16 protein-coding genes and 1 riboswitch are annotated in these 16,352 nt (G+C 73.0%); of the genes, 4 read left to right on the forward strand and 12 right to left on the reverse strand.

Annotated features, from left to right (window positions below):
* Positions 1 to 323 precede the first annotated feature (323 nt).
* The 3 genes from FHU30_RS18340 to FHU30_RS18350 all read left to right on the forward strand — a co-directional run bounded on the left by FHU30_RS18340 (position 324) and on the right by FHU30_RS18350 (position 2,285).
* The gene (locus FHU30_RS18340; RefSeq protein ID WP_253877253.1) at positions 324 to 1,193 is read left to right on the forward strand and encodes a D-alanyl-D-alanine carboxypeptidase family protein; all 870 of its coding nucleotides are present in this window, start codon (positions 324 to 326) and stop codon (positions 1,191 to 1,193) included.
* A gap of 1 nt (position 1,194) precedes the next feature.
* The gene (locus tag FHU30_RS18345; protein WP_253877255.1) at positions 1,195 to 1,503 is read left to right on the forward strand and encodes a hypothetical protein; all 309 of its coding nucleotides are present in this window, start codon (positions 1,195 to 1,197) and stop codon (positions 1,501 to 1,503) included.
* A gap of 68 nt (positions 1,504 to 1,571) precedes the next feature.
* Positions 1,572 to 2,285 (forward strand): Clp protease N-terminal domain-containing protein, encoded by a 714-nt coding sequence (locus FHU30_RS18350; RefSeq protein ID WP_253877257.1) that lies wholly within the window; start codon positions 1,572 to 1,574, stop codon positions 2,283 to 2,285.
* 211 nt (positions 2,286 to 2,496) lie between these two features.
* Here the strand turns inward: FHU30_RS18350 and FHU30_RS18355 are convergent, their stop codons facing one another.
* The 12 genes from FHU30_RS18355 to FHU30_RS18410 all read right to left on the reverse strand — a co-directional run bounded on the left by FHU30_RS18355 (position 2,497) and on the right by FHU30_RS18410 (position 14,241).
* Complete coding sequence (locus FHU30_RS18355) at positions 2,497 to 2,940, reverse strand: PH domain-containing protein (RefSeq protein WP_253877259.1); 444 nt, start codon at positions 2,938 to 2,940, stop codon at positions 2,497 to 2,499.
* Positions 2,933 to 3,808 (reverse strand): ATP phosphoribosyltransferase, encoded by an 876-nt coding sequence (gene hisG, locus FHU30_RS18360; RefSeq protein WP_253877261.1) that lies wholly within the window; start codon positions 3,806 to 3,808, stop codon positions 2,933 to 2,935. The genes FHU30_RS18355 and hisG overlap by 8 nt, the downstream gene beginning before the upstream one ends.
* Before the next feature lie 367 nt (positions 3,809 to 4,175).
* The gene (gene ribH / locus FHU30_RS18365; protein WP_253877263.1) at positions 4,176 to 4,667 is read right to left on the reverse strand and encodes a 6,7-dimethyl-8-ribityllumazine synthase; all 492 of its coding nucleotides are present in this window, start codon (positions 4,665 to 4,667) and stop codon (positions 4,176 to 4,178) included.
* Between the two features lie 106 nt (positions 4,668 to 4,773).
* Positions 4,774 to 6,048, reverse strand: a complete 1,275-nt coding sequence (locus tag FHU30_RS18370; RefSeq protein ID WP_301323286.1) for a bifunctional 3,4-dihydroxy-2-butanone-4-phosphate synthase/GTP cyclohydrolase II — start codon at positions 6,046 to 6,048, stop codon at positions 4,774 to 4,776.
* A complete protein-coding gene (locus FHU30_RS18375; protein WP_253877265.1) occupies positions 6,048 to 6,698 on the reverse strand; it encodes a nicotinamide mononucleotide transporter family protein in 651 nt (216 codons plus the stop codon). The genes FHU30_RS18370 and FHU30_RS18375 overlap by 1 nt, the downstream gene beginning before the upstream one ends.
* Complete coding sequence (locus tag FHU30_RS18380; RefSeq protein WP_253877267.1) at positions 6,695 to 7,327, reverse strand: riboflavin synthase; 633 nt, start codon at positions 7,325 to 7,327, stop codon at positions 6,695 to 6,697. Before FHU30_RS18380 ends, FHU30_RS18375 begins: the two co-directional genes overlap by 4 nt.
* Before the next feature lie 98 nt (positions 7,328 to 7,425).
* A riboswitch (FMN riboswitch) is annotated at positions 7,426 to 7,556 on the reverse strand.
* 128 nt (positions 7,557 to 7,684) lie between these two features.
* Positions 7,685 to 8,326, reverse strand: coding sequence for an HAD-IA family hydrolase (locus FHU30_RS18385; RefSeq protein ID WP_253877268.1), 642 nt, complete (start codon positions 8,324 to 8,326; stop codon positions 7,685 to 7,687).
* Positions 8,326 to 9,012: a ribulose-phosphate 3-epimerase gene (gene rpe / locus FHU30_RS18390; protein ID WP_253877269.1), complete on the reverse strand. Its 687-nt coding sequence runs from the start codon at positions 9,010 to 9,012 to the stop codon at positions 8,326 to 8,328. The genes FHU30_RS18385 and rpe overlap by 1 nt, the downstream gene beginning before the upstream one ends.
* Positions 9,013 to 9,078: 66 nt before the next feature.
* The gene (locus FHU30_RS18395) at positions 9,079 to 10,497 is read right to left on the reverse strand and encodes an RsmB/NOP family class I SAM-dependent RNA methyltransferase (RefSeq protein ID WP_253877270.1); all 1,419 of its coding nucleotides are present in this window, start codon (positions 10,495 to 10,497) and stop codon (positions 9,079 to 9,081) included.
* Positions 10,497 to 11,435, reverse strand: coding sequence for a methionyl-tRNA formyltransferase (gene fmt / locus FHU30_RS18400; protein ID WP_253877271.1), 939 nt, complete (start codon positions 11,433 to 11,435; stop codon positions 10,497 to 10,499). The genes FHU30_RS18395 and fmt overlap by 1 nt, the downstream gene beginning before the upstream one ends.
* A gap of 2 nt (positions 11,436 to 11,437) precedes the next feature.
* Positions 11,438 to 11,983, reverse strand: coding sequence for a peptide deformylase (gene def, locus FHU30_RS18405; RefSeq protein WP_253877272.1), 546 nt, complete (start codon positions 11,981 to 11,983; stop codon positions 11,438 to 11,440).
* Between the two features lie 107 nt (positions 11,984 to 12,090).
* A complete protein-coding gene (locus FHU30_RS18410) occupies positions 12,091 to 14,241 on the reverse strand; it encodes a primosomal protein N' (RefSeq protein WP_253877273.1) in 2,151 nt (716 codons plus the stop codon).
* A 138-nt stretch (positions 14,242 to 14,379) separates the two neighbouring features.
* Here FHU30_RS18410 and FHU30_RS18415 point away from each other — a divergent pair, with 138 nt between their 5' ends.
* Entirely contained in the window at positions 14,380 to 16,056 is a 1,677-nt protein-coding gene (locus FHU30_RS18415) for a DUF8823 domain-containing protein (RefSeq protein ID WP_253877274.1), read from the forward strand.
* Positions 16,057 to 16,352: the final 296 nt, after the last annotated feature.

Here is a 16,352-nt window from a genome sequence, read left to right on the forward strand (position 1 = left end):
TTGACGCCGGTGCGGGCGTTGACGCCAGCGCGGCGCCGTGTGGCGGTGCGGTGGCGTGCTGCCGGTGCCGGGGCCGTTGCGGGGTTGTTCGGAGGCGGCGGGAGGGCGGGCGGGGTTTGGTTGGGGGTGGGGCGGGGTGGGGAGGGTGGTTCTGGATTTGTTGGGGTGGGCCGTGTCGCGTTTTGGGTTCGGGGCGGGGTGTGTTTCGGTGAACCGGTTGCGGGTGGGGCTGGGGGCCGGGAGGCTGCTCGGGCCTTCGTCGGACGAGCGGAACGGGAACGCTGATGCGACGCACGGGATTAATGGCGGCCATGGTCCTCACGGTGTCCCTGGTGGACGCCTTGCCGGCGGCCAGCGCGGGGGTCGTGCCCTCGGACGCCGGGACGGCGGAAACTCAGTTGTCGGGGGTTTCGGCGAAGGGGGCCTATCTGGTCTCGGGGCGTGGCGCTTGGGGACGGTCCGCAGATGTTCGGCGGCCTATCGCGAGCGTGACGAAGCTGATGACGGCGCTGGTGGTCGTCCGGTCCGGGGATCTGGGGCGGACGATCACGATCAAGCAGAAATATCTGGATTACGGGGTGCGGCACGGCGCCAGCATGGCGGGGCTTCGGGCCGGGGATCGGCTTACCGCGCGGCAGTTGCTGTATGCGATGCTGCTGCCGTCCGGGTCGGACGCGGCGTATGCGCTGGCCGAGTCCTATGGTCCGACGTGGCCGAAGTTCGTGGCGAAGATGAATGCGACCGCCATGCAGATCGGGATGTCGAGTACCCGCTATGACAACTTCGACGGATTGCCGTGGCCGTCGAACTCCGCCGACTCCAGCACACCGCGCGACCTGGTGAAGCTCGCGCGTGAGGCCCTGACCGACCCGATCGTTCGGCGCGTTGTCGGCACTCGCACTTATGGGCTGGCCAAGTCGAGGTCGCGTAGCGCCTACGGGTGGACGAACACCAATCGGCTTCTCGGGTCCTACAAGGGCGCGGGCGGCGTGAAGACCGGGTTCACGAACTCGGCCGGGTACTGCCTGCTTTTCACCGCTGAACGTGGAGCGCGGAACGTGTACGGGGTCGTCCTCGGGGAGCCGTCGTCCGCTGCGCGGTTCACCGATGCGGCACGGATGCTCGACTGGGGTTTCGGGCTTCGCTCGCGCACCATTCCGCAGTTCCGCGCCTCGTCCGCGGACCGCGATTGAGATGCGCATTGCGGTAGCCCTGGCCATCGCGCTGTTCATGGCGGCATGCTCGGCGTCCGAGCCGAAGGACGCCACGCCGTTCACGGGCACTTGGCACACGGATATGACCACGATGACCGTCGCCAAGAACGGCGGTCTGCATTTCAGGAGCACCACGGACTGCACTGGACGCGTCGCCCGGGTCTCCCCCGTATACCGGTTCACGATGACCTGCGGGTCGTCCACGATGGCGGGCGATGCGAAACCGCCGGCGAAGGGCGCGTTCACCATCACCTGGGCGGACGGAGACAGCAGCCGATACACGCACTGAGCCTCCGAAAAGGCGCCGACCGTCAACCCGAGGTTGACGGCCGGGAGGCGTCAACCTATGGTTGACGCATGAGCGAACTTCCGGTGCGGCTCGGTGACCTCATCGAGTACGTGAACAGTCAGCATCCCCAGGGCGGGCCGCTCGACCGGCTGTCGGACGCGGTGGTCGTGTCGGAGCAGATCGGCGAGGCGGCCGACCACCTCGTCGGGCACTTCGTGGACCAGGCGCGCAGGTCCGGGGCGTCCTGGACGGAGATCGGGCGCAGCATGGGCGTCACGAAGCAGGCCGCGCAGAAGCGGTTCGTCCCCAAGCCGGGCGGCGGGACGGTCGAGGCGACCGGGCCGTTCTCGCGGTTCACCAAGCGCGCGGTCAACGCGATGCTCGCCTCGCAGGAGGCGGCGCGGAGCGCGGGGAACGACGAGATCCGGCTCCCCCACCTGGTGCTCGGGCTGCTGACCGAGCCCGAGGGCCTGGCGGTCAAGGCGATCCAGGAGCAGGGCGTCACGGTCGAGGACCTGCGGGAGATCGCCGTCCGGGCGCTGCCGCCGCGCGTGGACACGCCGATCCCCGAGAACATCCCCTACGCGCAGGACGCGGCGAAGGTGCTGGAGCGGAGCGTCCGCGAGGCGCTCCGGCTCGGCCACAACTACATCGGCACCGAGCACCTGCTCCTCGCCTACTTCGACGACGGCAGCCCCCTCCTGGACGCCGACCTCGACAAGGACGAGGCGGAGGAGTGGATCAGGACCGTCCTCGAACAGTTCCTGAAGAAGGAGGACTGACCAACCGCCGGCTCCGGACGGGCCGACCCGGCACGCACCGCGGACGTCGGCCCACCACCGCAGCCCCGCGCCGGCCGGACGGCGCGGACGAACGGCGCGGGCGGGCCGCACGGGCGGTCAGCGCGGACGGACGGACGGCGCGGACGGACGGACGGCGCGGACGGACGGCGCGGGCGGGCGAGCAGCGCGGGCGGACGGCGCGGGCGGGCGGTCAGTGGTCGCGGGCTTCGGCCTTGGCGTGGATCAAGGATTGGAGTTCGGTGAGCTGGCGGGCGGCGAGGTGCTTCTCGGCGCCGTTGATGCCCATGGCGCCGAGAGACGTGCCGTCCGCCAGGTCGAGGGTCGGCCAGGGTTCGCCGACGCTCATGTTCGCGTCGACGATCTCGGCCCAGGCGAGGCGGCGGGTGCGGAAGGCGTTGACGACCGTCACCCCCGCCTCGTCGGCGCTGACCCGGCAGCGGGCCAGCATGTGCAGGATCCACGCCATGAGCAGCCCGAAAAGGACCATCATGGTGCGGTCGAACGCCTTGAACTGCGGGGCGACGATGACGGCGAGCAGGACCATGCCGAGCACGCTCGCGCCCGCCGTCACGTACGCGACGAGCCGGGTGGTGCGGGGGCGCCACACCACCGGCAGCGCGGGGACGTCAGTCAACGATCTTGCTGATCGGGATCTCGAGGATGTCGTGCGCGCCGGCCGCCTTCAGCGCGGGGATCAGGGTGTTCACCCCGCGCTTGGGCACGACGGACTCGACCGCGCTCGCCTCGCCGCCGGCGAGGGAGGTGACGGTCGGCGACGACATCGCGGGCATGATGTCCAGGACGCCGGCGAGGTCGGACTGCGCGACGTTCAGCTTCAGCAGCACGTTGCCGCGGGCCCGGATCGCGCCCTGGAGCAGCAGCGCGACGTCCTCCATGGCGGCGCGCTTCCCGGCGTCCTCGTAGGCCTCGCGGTTCGCGACCAGCTCGGTGTAGCTGGTGAGCAGCGTGTCGAGGATGCGCAGCCCGTTCTTGCGCAGGGACGACCCGGTCTCGGTGAGGTCGACGATGGCGTCCACGATGTCGGGGACCTTCGCCTCGGTGGCGCCGTAGGACGGCACGACCTTCGCCTTCACCCCGTGCCGCGCCAGGTAGCGGCGGGTCATCTCCGGGAACTCGGTGGAGATCCGGACGCCCTCGGGCAGGTCGGCGACCGACTGCCAGGGCGCGTCGTTCGGCACCGCCATGATCACGCGGACCGGGTTGGAGGTGGCCTTGGAGTACTTCAGCTCGCCGAGGCTCACCACGTCCGAGTCGGTCTCGGTGATCCAGTCGCGGCCGGTGATGCCGAGGTCGAAGAGCCCCTGCTCCAGGTAGGTCGGGATCTCCTGCGGGCGCAGCACGCGCACCCGGTCGATCCGCGGGTCGTCGATGGACGCGCGGTAGTCGCGGTCGGACGAGCGCCGGACGGTCAGGTCGGCGGCGTCGAACAGCTCCAGGGTCGCCTTCTCCAGGGACCCCTTGGGCAGGACGAGAGACAGCACAGCAGTGCCTTTCAGAGAGGTGGACGGTCTGACGGAACCGGGGTGGCGCTCAGGAGCCCGAATGCTCCGCGCGATGCCCGGTGTGGCCGTGATGCCGCGAACCTCGCAAGGACAGAACCGTGCCGAGTGCGGCCACCGTCGCCTCCCGTCGCTTTGACATCGTCACCTGCTGTAGCAACAAAGAACCTACCATGCCGTGAACACGGCACTTCCCCGGGACGTCCCCGAAGAACGCGCTCCGCGCTGGGCCGCCGGCCATTTCCCGGGTCTTCGGAATTGATCAATTGACCGTCCGCCGCGCGGGCATATTCGGCCCGCGCGCCGGGCGGCCGCAGATTTTCCCGCGGCCGCCCGGCGAGGCCCCCGGCTATTCGGCCGCGGCGCCGTGCAGCCGCAGCGTCTGCAGCGTCAGGGCGGTGTCGAGGGCGGCGACGACCGATTCCCAGCCCTTGTCCTCAAGGCTGTCGGGGAATCCCGCCCGGGCCATGGCCTGGTCGAGATCGTTGCAAGTGAGAACTCCGTTGCCGACCGGCGTCGATTCGTCCAATGCGACGCGTGTCACACCGGCGGTGACCGAATCGCAGACATAGTCGAAGTGCGCGGTTTCACCGCGAATGACGGCGCCGAGCGCGACCACGGCGTCCAGATCGCGGGCCAGCTGCTGCGCCACGACCGGGATCTCCAGCGCGCCCGCCACCCGGACGACCACCGGGTCCGAAACGCCGCACGCCTCGGCGGCCTCGACCGCCCGGGCCAGCAGCCGGTCGGTGATCGCCGCGTTCCAGCGCGTGCAGACGATGCCCAGGCTCAGCCCGGACGCGTCGACCACCCCGTCCTCGGGGCGTCCCTGGCCGGTCATGCGCGCCCTCCTTCCACGCGGACGACGCGGATCACGCGAGCCGTCCCGCCCTGATCGCCTTTCCGCATCACGCGAGCCGTCCCGTCCCCCGGGCGTCCCTGGCCGGTCATGCGAGGTCTCCGATCTGGTGGCCGAGGCGGTCGCGCTTGGCGGTCAGGTAGCGGCGGTTGTGCTCGGTGACGACGACGGGCAGGGCCTCGCGGCCGCGGACGTCCAGCCCGAAACCGGACAGGCCCTTGAGCTTGGCCGGGTTGTTGGTCAGCACGCGGACCGACCGGACGCCCAGGTCGCGCAGCATGTGCGCGGCGTTGGAGTACTCGCGGGCGTCCACCGGGAGGCCGAGCTCCATGTTGGCGTCCACGGTGTCGGAGCCGTTGTCCTGGAGGGAGTAGGCGCGGAGCTTGGCGAGCAGGCCGATGCCGCGTCCCTCGTGCCCGCGCAGGTAGAGGACGACGCCGCGGCCCTCCTCGGCGATGCGGGCCATGGCGGCGTCCAGCTGGGTGCCGCAGTCGCAGCGCTCGGAGTGCAGGACGTCGCCGGTGAGGCATTCGGAGTGCGCGCGGACCAGGACGTCCTCGCCGTCGCCGATCTCGCCGAGGACGAGCGCGACGTGCTCCCCGCCGTCCACGGCGCTGGAGTAGCCGACCGCGCGCCAGGCGCCGAACCGGTTCGGCAGCCGGGTCTCGACGGCGCGGGTGACCATCGGCTCGGTGCGCTTGCGGTACTCGACGAGCTGCTCGATGGAGATCAGCTTGAGGCCGTGCTCCTTGGCGAAGACCTGGAGCTCGGGCAGCCGGGCCATGGTGCCGTCGTCGTTGACGACCTCGGCGAGGACGCCCGCGGGCGGCAGCCCGGCGAGCTGCGCGAGGTCGACGGCGGCCTCGGTGTGGCCGCGGCGGCGCAGCACGCCGCCCTCGTGGTAGCGCAGCGGGAAGATGTGGCCCGGACGGACCAGCTCGGCGGGCTCGCTGCCCGGGTCGCACAGCACCCGGAGGGTGTGCGCGCGGTCGGCGGCGGAGATGCCGGTGGTCACGCCGTCCCGGGCGTCCACGCTGACGGTGAACGCGGTGCGCATCCGGTCGCGGTTCTGGGTGGTCATCAGCGGGATCTGGAGGCGGTCCAGGTCCGGGCCGAGCATCGGCGCGCAGATCACGCCGCTGGTGTAGCGGATGGTGAAGGCGAGCAGCTCGGGCGTGGCCTTCGCCGCGGCGAAGATGATGTCGCCCTCGTTCTCGCGGTCCTCGTCGTCCACGACGACGACGGCCTCGCCCGCGGCGATCGCGGCGAGGGCCTCCTCGACGGTGTCGAAGATCCCGGACGGTCCGTCCGCGAACCCGGTGGACTGGTCGTCGTAGGTGAGGGACTGGTCGTTGCCGCTCATCACGCGGTCACCGCCTTGTCGGTGTGGGACGGGACGGACGGGTTCCGGCGGGCCTCCTTGAGCCACTTGCGGAACCCGGCCATGACCATGACGAAGAAGATGCCGTAGACGGCGCCGGACACCCAGAGGCCGGACTTCAGGGCCAGCGGGACGCCGACCAGGTCCACCAGCACCCAGATGATCCAGAAGTCGACGAGGGCGCGGCTCTGCGCGAACGTCGCGGCGGCGCTGCCGACGAAGATGTAGGCGTTCGCCCACGGCGACCACGCGACCTTCAGCCAGGTCAGGTGGATGAACAGCTGCGCGACCAGGATCGTGCCGAGCGCCAGCGCGCCGAGCAGGACGGCCCGCTCGCGGGCGGTGGCCTTGCGGATGACGAGGGGTTCGCCGCCGTGCCGTCCGCGCGCCCACATGATCCAGCCGTACGCGCCGAGGAAGACGAACAGGCCCTGCTTGAGGGCGTTGCCCGGGACGTGTGCGTGCAGCGAGGCGGCGAGCAGCAGCAGGGCGCCGGTGATCTGGACGGGCCAGGTCCACAGCGTCTTGCGCATGGCGAGGTAGACGACGGTGAGGGAGAGGACGTTGCCGACGAGGTCCGTCCAGAGGACGTGCTCGCCGAGGAGGGTGAAGCTCGCGTTCAACCAGTTCACGACGCGTCCTCGGCCTTCGGCTGCGGGACGGTCGTGCCCGGACGCGCGGTGATCATGCGCTCGACGTACTTGGCGACGACGTCGACCTCGAGGTTCACGGTGTCGCCGGGGCCCTTGAGGCCGAGCGTGGTGAGGGCGAGCGTGGTCGGGATGAGCGCGACCGTGAACCGGTCGGCGCCGGCCTCGACGACGGTGAGGCTGATGCCGTCGATGGTGATCGAGCCCTTGTTCGCCACGTACCGGGCGAGGTCGGACGGGAGCGAGACGGTCACGACGTCCCAGCGCTCCCCGGGCTCGCGGGAGAGGATGGTGCCCACGCCGTCCACGTGGCCTTGCACGATGTGGCCGCCGAGCCGGTCGGACACCCGGACGGGTCGTTCCAGGTTGACTCGCGCTCCGGGTTCGAGGCCGCCGAGGCTGGACCTGTCGAGCGTCTCCTTGATGACGTCCGCGGTGAAGGTCTCGTCCTTGACGTCGACGACGGTCAGGCACACGCCGTTGACGGCGATCGATGCGCCGTGGACGGCGTCGGAGGTGACGAGCGGGCCGTGGATGGTGAGGCGGGCCGAGTCCCCTTCGGACGCGACCTCCCTGATCTCGCCGAGTTCCTCGACGATGCCGGTGAACATGTCCCGGGCCTCCCTTTCGGGGTCAGGCTCCGGGGTTCCTGCCAGCACGACGGTCGCGTACGGCGTGCAGCCCCTTTTCCCACGTGAGCAGGGGCCGTTCGCGCGCTGCCTCCCATCCGGACTTTAACCGTCGGTCCCGGAGTTCCACCGGGTCAACCGGCCGATGGTTTCGGCCGGGTCGCGGACTGTCACCGCCGGTTCGGACTTTCACCGACCCCGGAGCACGCGTTGCACTGCTGCCAACCAGTGTGCCACGGCCCTTGTTCCCGAGGGGATGTGAGACCGCCCACGGCCGGAGTAGGCCAACCAAGCGCTCGTTAGGGTGTATCCTTTTCCGCCTCGGCGCGGGATGCGCCTTCAGATCGCGGAGAGGACGAGGCCGCCGGGGGCGGCGGTGATCTGTCCCAGGTCCGGGACGACGGCGTGGGCCTCGGTCAGCAGCGACGCGTCGTGGCTGGTGGCGACGGCTAGGACGGTCGCTCCAGCGGCGCGTCCGGCGCGGATACCGGCGGGCGCGTCCTCGATGACGACGCAGTCCGCCGGATCGACGCCCAGCTCGCGCGCGGCCAGCAGGTACCCCTGCGGGTCGGGCTTGCCGCGGGTGACCCGCTCCGCGGTGACGACCACGGGCGGCAGCGGCACACCAGCGACGCCGGTCCTGACGCGCAGCTGCCCGATGTCCATCGAGGTGACCAGCGCCCAGGGCAGCCCGTCCAGGGAGGACAGGAGGCGGACGGCGCCGGGGAGCGCGCTGATGCCGTCGGTGCGGGACGCCTCCAGCGCGTCCAGCCGCGCGGTGGCCTCGGCGACCGCGTCGGCGGGCAGGTACTCGGCGACGCGCTCGGACGTCCGGCGGCCGTGCGCGCCGGAGAGGAACTCGTCGGCGTCCAGACCGTACTCGGCCGCCCACTCCCGCGCCGCCCGCTCGATCAGGGGCGTGGAGTCGACCAGCGTGCCGTCCACGTCGAACAGGACGGCCGAGCACGGCAGGAAGACCATCAGGTGGCGGACCAGCGGGCCTCGTTCGTCGCGCGCTTCGCCTGCGCGCGCAGGTTCCGGACGGCCTCGGCCGGGTCGTCCGCGCCGTACACGGCACTGCCCGCGACGAACACGTCCGCGCCCGCCTCGGCGCAGCGCTCGATCGTCTCGCTGCTGACGCCGCCGTCCACCTGGAGCCAGATGTCCAGGTCGCGGCCCTTGATCAGGTCGCGGGCGCGGCGCACCTTGGGGAGCACGACGTCCAGGAACTTCTGGCCGCCGAAGCCCGGCTCGACGGTCATCAGCAGCAGCATGTCGATCTCGCCGAGGATGTCCTCGAACTGGTCGACCGGTGTCGCCGGGTTCACGCCGAGCCCGGCGCGTGCCCCGGCCGCGCGGATCGTCCGGAGCGTCCGGATCGGCGCGGACGCCGCCTCCGCGTGGATCGTGACGCTCTTCGCCCCGGCCTCGGCGTACTGCGGCGCCCACCGGTCCGGGTCGTCGATCATCAGGTGGCAGTCGAGCGGCAGGCGGCTGGTCTTGAGCAGCGCCTCCACGATGGGCAGCCCGAGGGTGAGGTTCGGGACGAAGTGGTTGTCCATCACGTCGACGTGCACCCAGTCGGCGGCGTCGGCGATCCGCTCGATCTCGCTCCCGAGGGAGGCGAAGTCGGCGGACAGGATGCTGGGAGAGATCTGCGGAGCCATGATGGCCCCCAGCTTAGAAGTCCCCGTCCCGCCGCCGGACGGCAGGGCCGCCCGACGGCGCCGGGATCAGAGTCTGCGGATGAGGGACAGGAACATCGCGTCGGTGCCGTGCCGGTGCGGCCAGAACTGGGCGTACGGGGTGTCGCCGACGCGGATCCGGTCGAGGGACGGCGCGATGCCGGTCAGGACGTCCGGGGCGTCGAGGCGTTCGGCGTCGTCGCGGCCGCGGAGCACGTCGTCCACGACGACGCGGGTCTCGGCGAGGTGCGGCGAGCAGGTGACGTACGCGACCACGCCGCCCGGACGCAGCGACTCCAGCGCGTTGCGCAGCAGGTCGCGCTGGAGCGGGCCCAGCTCGGCGACGGCCTCGGGGCCGCGCCGCCAGCGCGCCTCGGGACGGCGCCGCAGCGCGCCGAGGCCGGTGCACGGCGCGTCCAGCATGATCCGGTCGAACGCGCCGGGACGCCACGCGGGAACGGTCCCGTCGGCGACGATCACGCCGGCGCGGGCGTCCACGGCGCGGGTGACCAGGCCCGCGCGGTGCGGGGTGACGTCGGCGGCGAGCAGCCGGGCGTCCCGCTGCGTGGCGACCGCCGACAGCAGCCCGGCCTTGCCGCCCGGGCCGGCGCAGAGGTCGGCCCAGCGGGCGTCCGGACCGTCCAGCGGGGCGGCGGCGAGGGCGAGCGCGACGAGCTGGCTGGCCTCGTCCTGCACGGCGGCGCGGCCGTCGCGGACGGCGGCGAACGCGGCCGGGTCGCCGTCCGGCAGCAGAGCGCCGACCGGCGAGTACGGCGCGGGGTCGGTGCCGGCCAGCTCGTCCAGCGTGGCGCGGCCGGGACGGGCGACCAGCGTGACGCGCGGACGGTCGTTGTCGGCGGCGAGCAGCGCGTCGATCTCGTCCCGGTCGGGGCCGAGCGCGTCGCGCAGCGCGGACACGATCCACTTCGGGTGGCTGCGCGCGATGGACAGCCGGGTCGTGGCGTCCAGGTCGTCCGGCGCGACGATCTCCAGCCAGGCGGCGAGGTCGCGCCCGGCGACCTTGCGCAGCACGGCGTTGGCGAACTTGGACTGGCCCGGCCCGGTGACGTCGCGGGCCAGCTCGACGGCGGTGCCGACGGCGGCGTGCGGCGGGATCCGGGTGGCGAGCACCTGGTGGGCGCCGAGCCGCAGGACGTCCAGCAGCGGGGCGTCGATGCGGCGCAGCTCGCGGTCGCTGCACAGCGCGAGGATCGCGTCGTAGGTGCCGCGGCCGCGCAGCGTCCCGTAGGTCAGCTCGGTGGCGAGCGCCGCGTCCCGACCGGTCAGGCCGCGCTCGCGCAGCCGGGCCGGGAGCAGCAGGTTGGCGTAGGCGTCGCGGGAGTCCACGGCCCGGATCACGTCGAACGCGGTGCGGCGGACGAGGTCCTGCGGGCGGCCGGTGCGGCGCGGCCCGTCCGGGCGGCGGTTGGCGTTGCTCCGGCCGCGGTGGTGGCGGGTGGGCGGCATCAGGCGAGCGTGTCCTTGTCGGTGAGGGAGACCCCGCGCGCCCAGTCGGCGGCGGGCATGCGGCGCTTGCCCTGCGGCTGGACGTCGCCGAGCGCGACCGGGTGCGTCGCGGTGCCCACGAGCACCTCGCTCTTACCGGCGCGGATCTCGCCGGGCGCGAGCGCTTCCGCGCCGGCGTCCGCGTCCGGGACGGGGCGGACGGGGAACAGCTTCAGCCGGGTGTCGCGGAACGTCGTCCAGGCGCCGGGCGCGGGCGTGCAGGCGCGGACGAGCCGGTCCACGTGCCGTCCGGGGGACGTCCAGTCGACGCGGGCGTCCTCGGGGGTGAGCTTGGCGGCGTGCGAGACGCCCTCGGCGGGCTGCGGGCGGGGCTCCAGCACCCCGGCCTCGATCCCGTCCATCGTGTCGGCGAGCAGCTTGGCGCCCGCGACGGCGAGCCGTCCGAGCAGGTCGCCGGAGGTGTCGGTGGGCAGGACCGGCTCGGTCAGCACCCCGTAGACCGGCCCGGTGTCCAGGCCCTCCTCGATCTGGAAGGTGGACGCGCCGGACATCTCGTCCCCGTGCAGGATCGCCCGCTGGACGGGCGCCGCGCCGCGCCAGGCGGGCAGGATCGAGAAGTGCAGGTTCACCCAGCCGTGCCGGGGGATCTCCAGCGCGGCGGGCCGCAGGATCGCGCCGTAGGCGACGACCGGGCAGCAGTCCGGGGCGATCGCGCGCAGCCGGTCCAGGAACTCGGGGTCGGACGCCTTGGCGGGCCTGAGCACCTCGATCCCGGCCTCCGCGGCGGCCTCGGCCACCGGGCTCGGCACCAGCTTGCGGCCGCGTCCGGCGGGCGCGTCGGGCCGGGTGACGACCGCGGCGACCTCGTGCGAGGACGCCAGCAGCGCCTTCAGGGACGGGACGGACGTCTCGGGCGTTCCGGCGAAGACCAGGCGCATGCTCAGATCGCCTTCCCGAGCGTCTTGTGCGGCGACACCTTCACCTGCGGAACCGGGTCGCCGAACCACTCCGCCTCGCGGATCGCCTTCATCGCGGCCTTGCGCTGCTCCGGGTCCATCCGGTCGATGAAGATGATCCCGTCCAGGTGGTCGGTCTCGTGCTGGACGCACCGGGCCAGCAGGTGCGTGCCCTCCACGGTGATCGGCTCGCCGTGCATGTTGAAGCCCTTGGCGACGGCCCCGACCGCGCGCGGCGTCGGGAACGCGAGGCCCGGCAGCGACAGGCAGCCCTCGTCGCCGGTCTCCTCCTCGTCCGACAGGTCCAGCGTCGGGTTGACCAGGTGGCCGAGCACGTCGTCCACGTAGTAGGTGAACACCCGCAGGCCCACGCCCAGCTGCGGCGCGGCCAGCCCCGCGCCGGGCGCGTCGATCATCGTGTCGGTGAGGTCCTTGACGAGCTGCCGCAGCTCCTTGTCGAAGTCCCTGACCGGCTCGGCAGGGGTGCGCAGCACGGGATCGCCGAAGAGGCGGATGGGCTTGACGGACAAGGAGGACTCCGTTCCAGGGTGCGCGGTGACGCGTCCAGTCTACGAACCCTTCAGTCTAAGATCCCGCGCCACCACTCCAGGCTGCTTTCGCTGGGGAGACCGGGGGGTCAGATGAGTTCGAGGGGGTCCATTTGGGTTCGGACGTATTCGGGGGTGCGGCGGGCGCTGCGGACGCCTTGGGCGGCCTGGAGTTCGCGGGCCAGGGGGAGGCCGTCGGCGCGGGGGACGCGGATGAGGGCGCGTTCGCGGGCGGGCTGGCCCGGCTGGGGCTGCTCGGTGAGCGGGACGGGGCCTAGGACCTCGGCGGACGCGGGGAGGCGGGCGTCGTCCAGGAGTTCGCGGATCGCGGCCGGGGTGGCGGTGAGGGAGGCCATGCGGAAGGCGGGCGGGAAGCCGGCCTCGCGGCGTTCGGCCAGCTCGCGCTCGGCGAAGGTGATGGGGTCCCAGCGGATCAGTGCCTGGACGGCGGGGAGCGCGCCGTCCGCCGCGACGACGACCGGGCCGCCGGGGCGGACGAGGGCGGCGGCGTTCATCCAGCGGCGCAGGCCCTCCTCGGCGGCGCGCAGGTCGGCGCGGCCGAGGAGGGCCCAGCCGTCCAGCAGGAGCGCGGCGGCGTAGCCGTCCTCGGCGACGGGTTCGGCGCCCGGAGTGGAGACGATCAGCGCCTTGCCGGGGCCGACCGTGTCGAGGACACCGTCGCGTCCGGACGTCCGGACGGCGGCGCCGGGGAACGCGCGACCGAGCTCCTCGGCGGTGCGGCGGGCTCCGACGACGACGGCGCGGAGCTGGAAGTGGCCGCATTCGGGGCAGTGCCAGTCCCCCGCGATGCGCCCGCACCAGCGGCAGTAGGGCGCGGCGTGCGCGGACGTGAGCGCCAAGGGCCCCTGGCAGGACGTGCAGTGCGCCATCGTCCTGCAGCGCTGGCAGGCGAGGGCGGGCAGGTAGCCGCGGCGCGGCACCTGGACCAGCACCGGGCCGTGCTCCAGCGCCCGCCGCGCGGTCTCGAACGCCACGTGCGGGAGGCGCGCGGCCCGGGCGGCCTCGTCGCGGGCCATGTCGAAGTCGTCCCCGACCGGCCGGACGCGCGGCATCGCCGCCCGGACGGTCTCGCGGTCAGCGGTCAGGGCGTGCGCCCAGCCCGTCTCGACCAGGACGGTCGCCTCGGTCGTGCGCGTGTAGCCGCCGATCAGCGCCGCCGCCGCGGCTCGGTGCGCGCGCAATGCCAGCACCTCGCGCGGGTGCGGGTAGGGCGCGTGCGGCTCGGCGTGGACGTCGTCCCCGTCGTCCCACAGGACGACCAGGCCGAGCTCGTGCACGGGCGCGAACATCGCGGCCCGCGTCCCGACGACGGCCCTTACCGCGCCGCGACGGATCGCCAGCCAGCGCCGGTACCGCTCGGTCGGGCCGAGATCGGCGGTGAGCGCGACGTGGCGGCCGTCACCCAGCTCCTCGGCGAGCGCGGCGTCCACGCGGGCGACGTCCCGGCCGTCCGCGAGGACGACCAGGGCGCCGCGTCCGGCGGCGAGGGCGGTGCGGACGGCCCGCGCGATCGCCGCGACCCGGTCCGGCCCGGGCAGGGCCGTCCAGACGGCGCGTGGCGCGCGGCCCCCGGCGAGTGCGGTCAGGAAGGACGGCCCGGCCGGGTACCGTGACCAGGGTCCCGGCCCGTCCGGCGGGTCCGGCGGTGCCGCGGCCTCGCGCGGCGGCTCGCCCTCCGCCTTGGCGTGCCGGGGCGGGATCGCCAGCCGCAGCACGTCGGCGAGCGTCCCGGCGTACCGGTCGGCGACCTCGCGGGCCAGCGCCGCGACCTCGGGGGCGAGGACGGGCTCGGCCGAGGTCACCCGCTCCAGGAACGACAGGCGGCCCTCGTGGTCGCTCTCCTGGACGCGGTCCAGCAGCAGGCCGTCCACGAGCTGGCCGGCGAAGCGGACGCGGACCCGGCATCCGGGCACGGCCATGGCGTCCAGTTCGTTGGGTACGAGGTAGTCGAAGGGCCGGTCGAGATGGGGAAGGGACATGTCCACGGCGACCCGGGCCACCGGGAGGTGCTCGGACGGGACGCGCGCGCCCTTCTTCCCCTTCCCCTCCGTACCGGACTTCCCCGCCGCCTTGGCCTTGCCTTTGCCTCGCGTCCCGGCCTTCCCGGCGGACTTTCCGGGCGCGGCGGTCGCGCCGGACGGTACCGTCGTGCCGCCGGGGCCGTCCGGAAGCGCGTCCAGTCCCGGGATCAGCCCGGTGTCTCCGCCGTCGTTGCTCACAGGATCGTCCTACCAGATCAGGGGGTGCGCCAGTCCCGTGGAAGCGCGCGCGACCGGTTTGAACTCGGCCGGGGTTCGGTGGATCATTGGCCGGTGCCCCCCGGGCCCCGACCGTCCCTCCGGATCCTGTAGGCAGCGTTGACCACCGCATCGGCCTCCGCGCGGGTGGGCTCCGCCCCGGCCGCCCCCACGGCGCCGCCCGCATCCGGGCCGCGCTGGAGGCGCTGGGCGAACCCGCGCAACCCCGTCGTCGCGGCGACCGCCGTGGCCTTCGTCCTGCACATGGTCTGGGCGCTGTTCCTGGCCACCGAGGGCGGCGACCTGTCCGCCCAGGCGGCCTGGACGCACTTCGTCGGGCACTACCCGTGGGCCGCCTACAACCTGTCCTGGTACGGCGGCATCCACGTCGCCTCCTACAGCGTGATCTCGCCGTTCCTGATGGCCTGGTTCGGCATCCGGACGGTCGCGGTGATCAGCGGGACGCTGTCGGCGACGCTCGCCGCGCTGATGCTGGTCCGGTTCCGCGCGCCGGTCGCGCTGCCCGCCGCCGTGTGGGCCGCGTTCGCGATCTCCTGCAACTCGGCGTCCGGGCGCACCACCTTCGGCCTCGGCCTGCTGTTCGCGCTCGCCGCCGTGATGTGCGCCTTCACCGGGCGCGGGACGCCGTTCCTGCGCGCCTCCGGGATGGTCGGCTTCGGCCTGCTGGCCACCTTCGCCAGCCCCGTCGCCGGGCTGTTCCTGCTGGTCGTCGGCGCGGCGATGTTCCTCACCGGACGCCGCCGCGCCGGGATCGCGATCTGCCTCGGCATGCCGCTGGTCGTCGGGACGACCACGCTGCTGTTCCCGTTCACCGGCGTCCAGCCGATCTCGCTCACCGCGATCGTGCTGCCCGCGATCGCGAGCGTCGCCGCGATGCTGGTGTGCGCGCCCAAGGACTGGCGGCTGATCCGGATCGGCGCGGCCGTCTACCTGCTCGGCATCGCGCTGACCTGGCTCGTCCCGTCCCCGGTCGGCAGCAACGTGGAGCGGCTGTCGCTGGTGTTCGGCGGGGTGTTCCTGCTCTGCGCCGTCGGCCGGGTGACCGACCGGCGCCGGCTCGCCGTGCTCTGCGCCGCGTTCATCGTGACCGGCGTCTGGCAGGTCGTGAAGCCGATGGACGACCTGATCCACACCACCCCGGCGGCCACCGCCGCCGACCAGTCCCGCGCGCTGATCGCGCAGCTCAAGCAGCGCGGCGCGGGCCGCGGCCGGGTCGAGGTCGTCCCGCTGCGCTCGCACTGGGAGGCGTCCGGCCTCAGCCGCCAGGTGATCCTCGCGCGCGGCTGGAACCGCCAGGTGGACGCCGAGCGCAACGCCCTGTTCTATGAGAAGACCCTCACACCGGACGCCTACCGCGACTGGCTGCACAAGTGGGCCGTGCACTACGTCGTCCTGCCCGAGCAGGAGATCGACTGGTCGTCCCACAACGAGGACGTCCTGGTCCGCGGCGGCCAGCCCTACCTCACCGAGGTCTGGCGCGACCCGCACTGGCGCCTCTACCAGGTCACCGACCCGACGCCGCTGGTCGCCGCCCCGGCCTCGGTGCACCGCTTCCGCCCCGACAAGGTCATCGTGAACGCCCCGGCGGCGGGCACCTACCTCGTCCGCGTGGCCTACTCGCCGTGGCTCAGCGTCCACGGCCCCGGCAAGGGCGCCTGCCTGGCCTCCCCCAAGACCGGCCCCGACAAGGACTTCGTCCAGATGAAGGTCCCCGCCCCCGGCCGCTACACCGTGGGAGCCCGCTACGGCCTCCCCCGCGGCACTCCGTGCTCATAAAGTCCCGGCCCACTTCGCTCGCCTAGCGGCTCGCTACGTGACCGTGCCTGGGCGAACGCGGCATCGCTTCGCGATCAACCCGGCTTCGCTCCCCTTCGGCTTCGCTCCGCCGGGTTGGTCACGCGTTCGCGCGCGTGGCCAGGATCGCTGCGAGACAGGCCCCTCCCACCTCCGGGACCACGCACGCCTCGCACCCGCGAGAAGCCCCCGCACGCGCAAGAAGAGCCCCTGCACGCGCAAGCCCGCCCCGCGAGGCGGCGCAGGTGACCGCGCCGGCCACGCCCTGAAATGCGTAA

This window comes from Actinomadura rupiterrae, assembly GCF_024172125.1.
Classification (GTDB): domain Bacteria; phylum Actinomycetota; class Actinomycetes; order Streptosporangiales; family Streptosporangiaceae; genus Spirillospora; species Spirillospora rupiterrae.

Bases quoted from the DNA above. Each gene is read 5' to 3' on its own strand.
- FHU30_RS18350 (WP_253877257.1), top strand. From the start codon at position 1,572: ATGAGCGAACTTCCGGTGCGGCTCGGTGACCTCATCGAGTACGTGAAC.
- FHU30_RS18370 (WP_301323286.1), bottom strand. From the start codon at position 6,048: ATGAGCGGCAACGACCAGTCCCTCACCTACGACGACCAGTCCACCGGG.
- rpe (WP_253877269.1), bottom strand. From the start codon at position 9,012: ATGGCTCCGCAGATCTCTCCCAGCATCCTGTCCGCCGACTTCGCCTCC.
- FHU30_RS18395 (WP_253877270.1), bottom strand. From the start codon at position 10,497: ATGCCGCCCACCCGCCACCACCGCGGCCGGAGCAACGCCAACCGCCGC.
- FHU30_RS18385 (WP_253877268.1), bottom strand. From the start codon at position 8,326: ATGGTCTTCCTGCCGTGCTCGGCCGTCCTGTTCGACGTGGACGGCACG.
- ribH (WP_253877263.1), bottom strand. From the start codon at position 4,667: ATGACCGGCCAGGGACGCCCCGAGGACGGGGTGGTCGACGCGTCCGGG.
- fmt (WP_253877271.1), bottom strand. From the start codon at position 11,435: ATGCGCCTGGTCTTCGCCGGAACGCCCGAGACGTCCGTCCCGTCCCTG.
- FHU30_RS18345 (WP_253877255.1), top strand. From the start codon at position 1,195: ATGCGCATTGCGGTAGCCCTGGCCATCGCGCTGTTCATGGCGGCATGC.
- FHU30_RS18380 (WP_253877267.1), bottom strand. From the start codon at position 7,327: ATGTTCACCGGCATCGTCGAGGAACTCGGCGAGATCAGGGAGGTCGCG.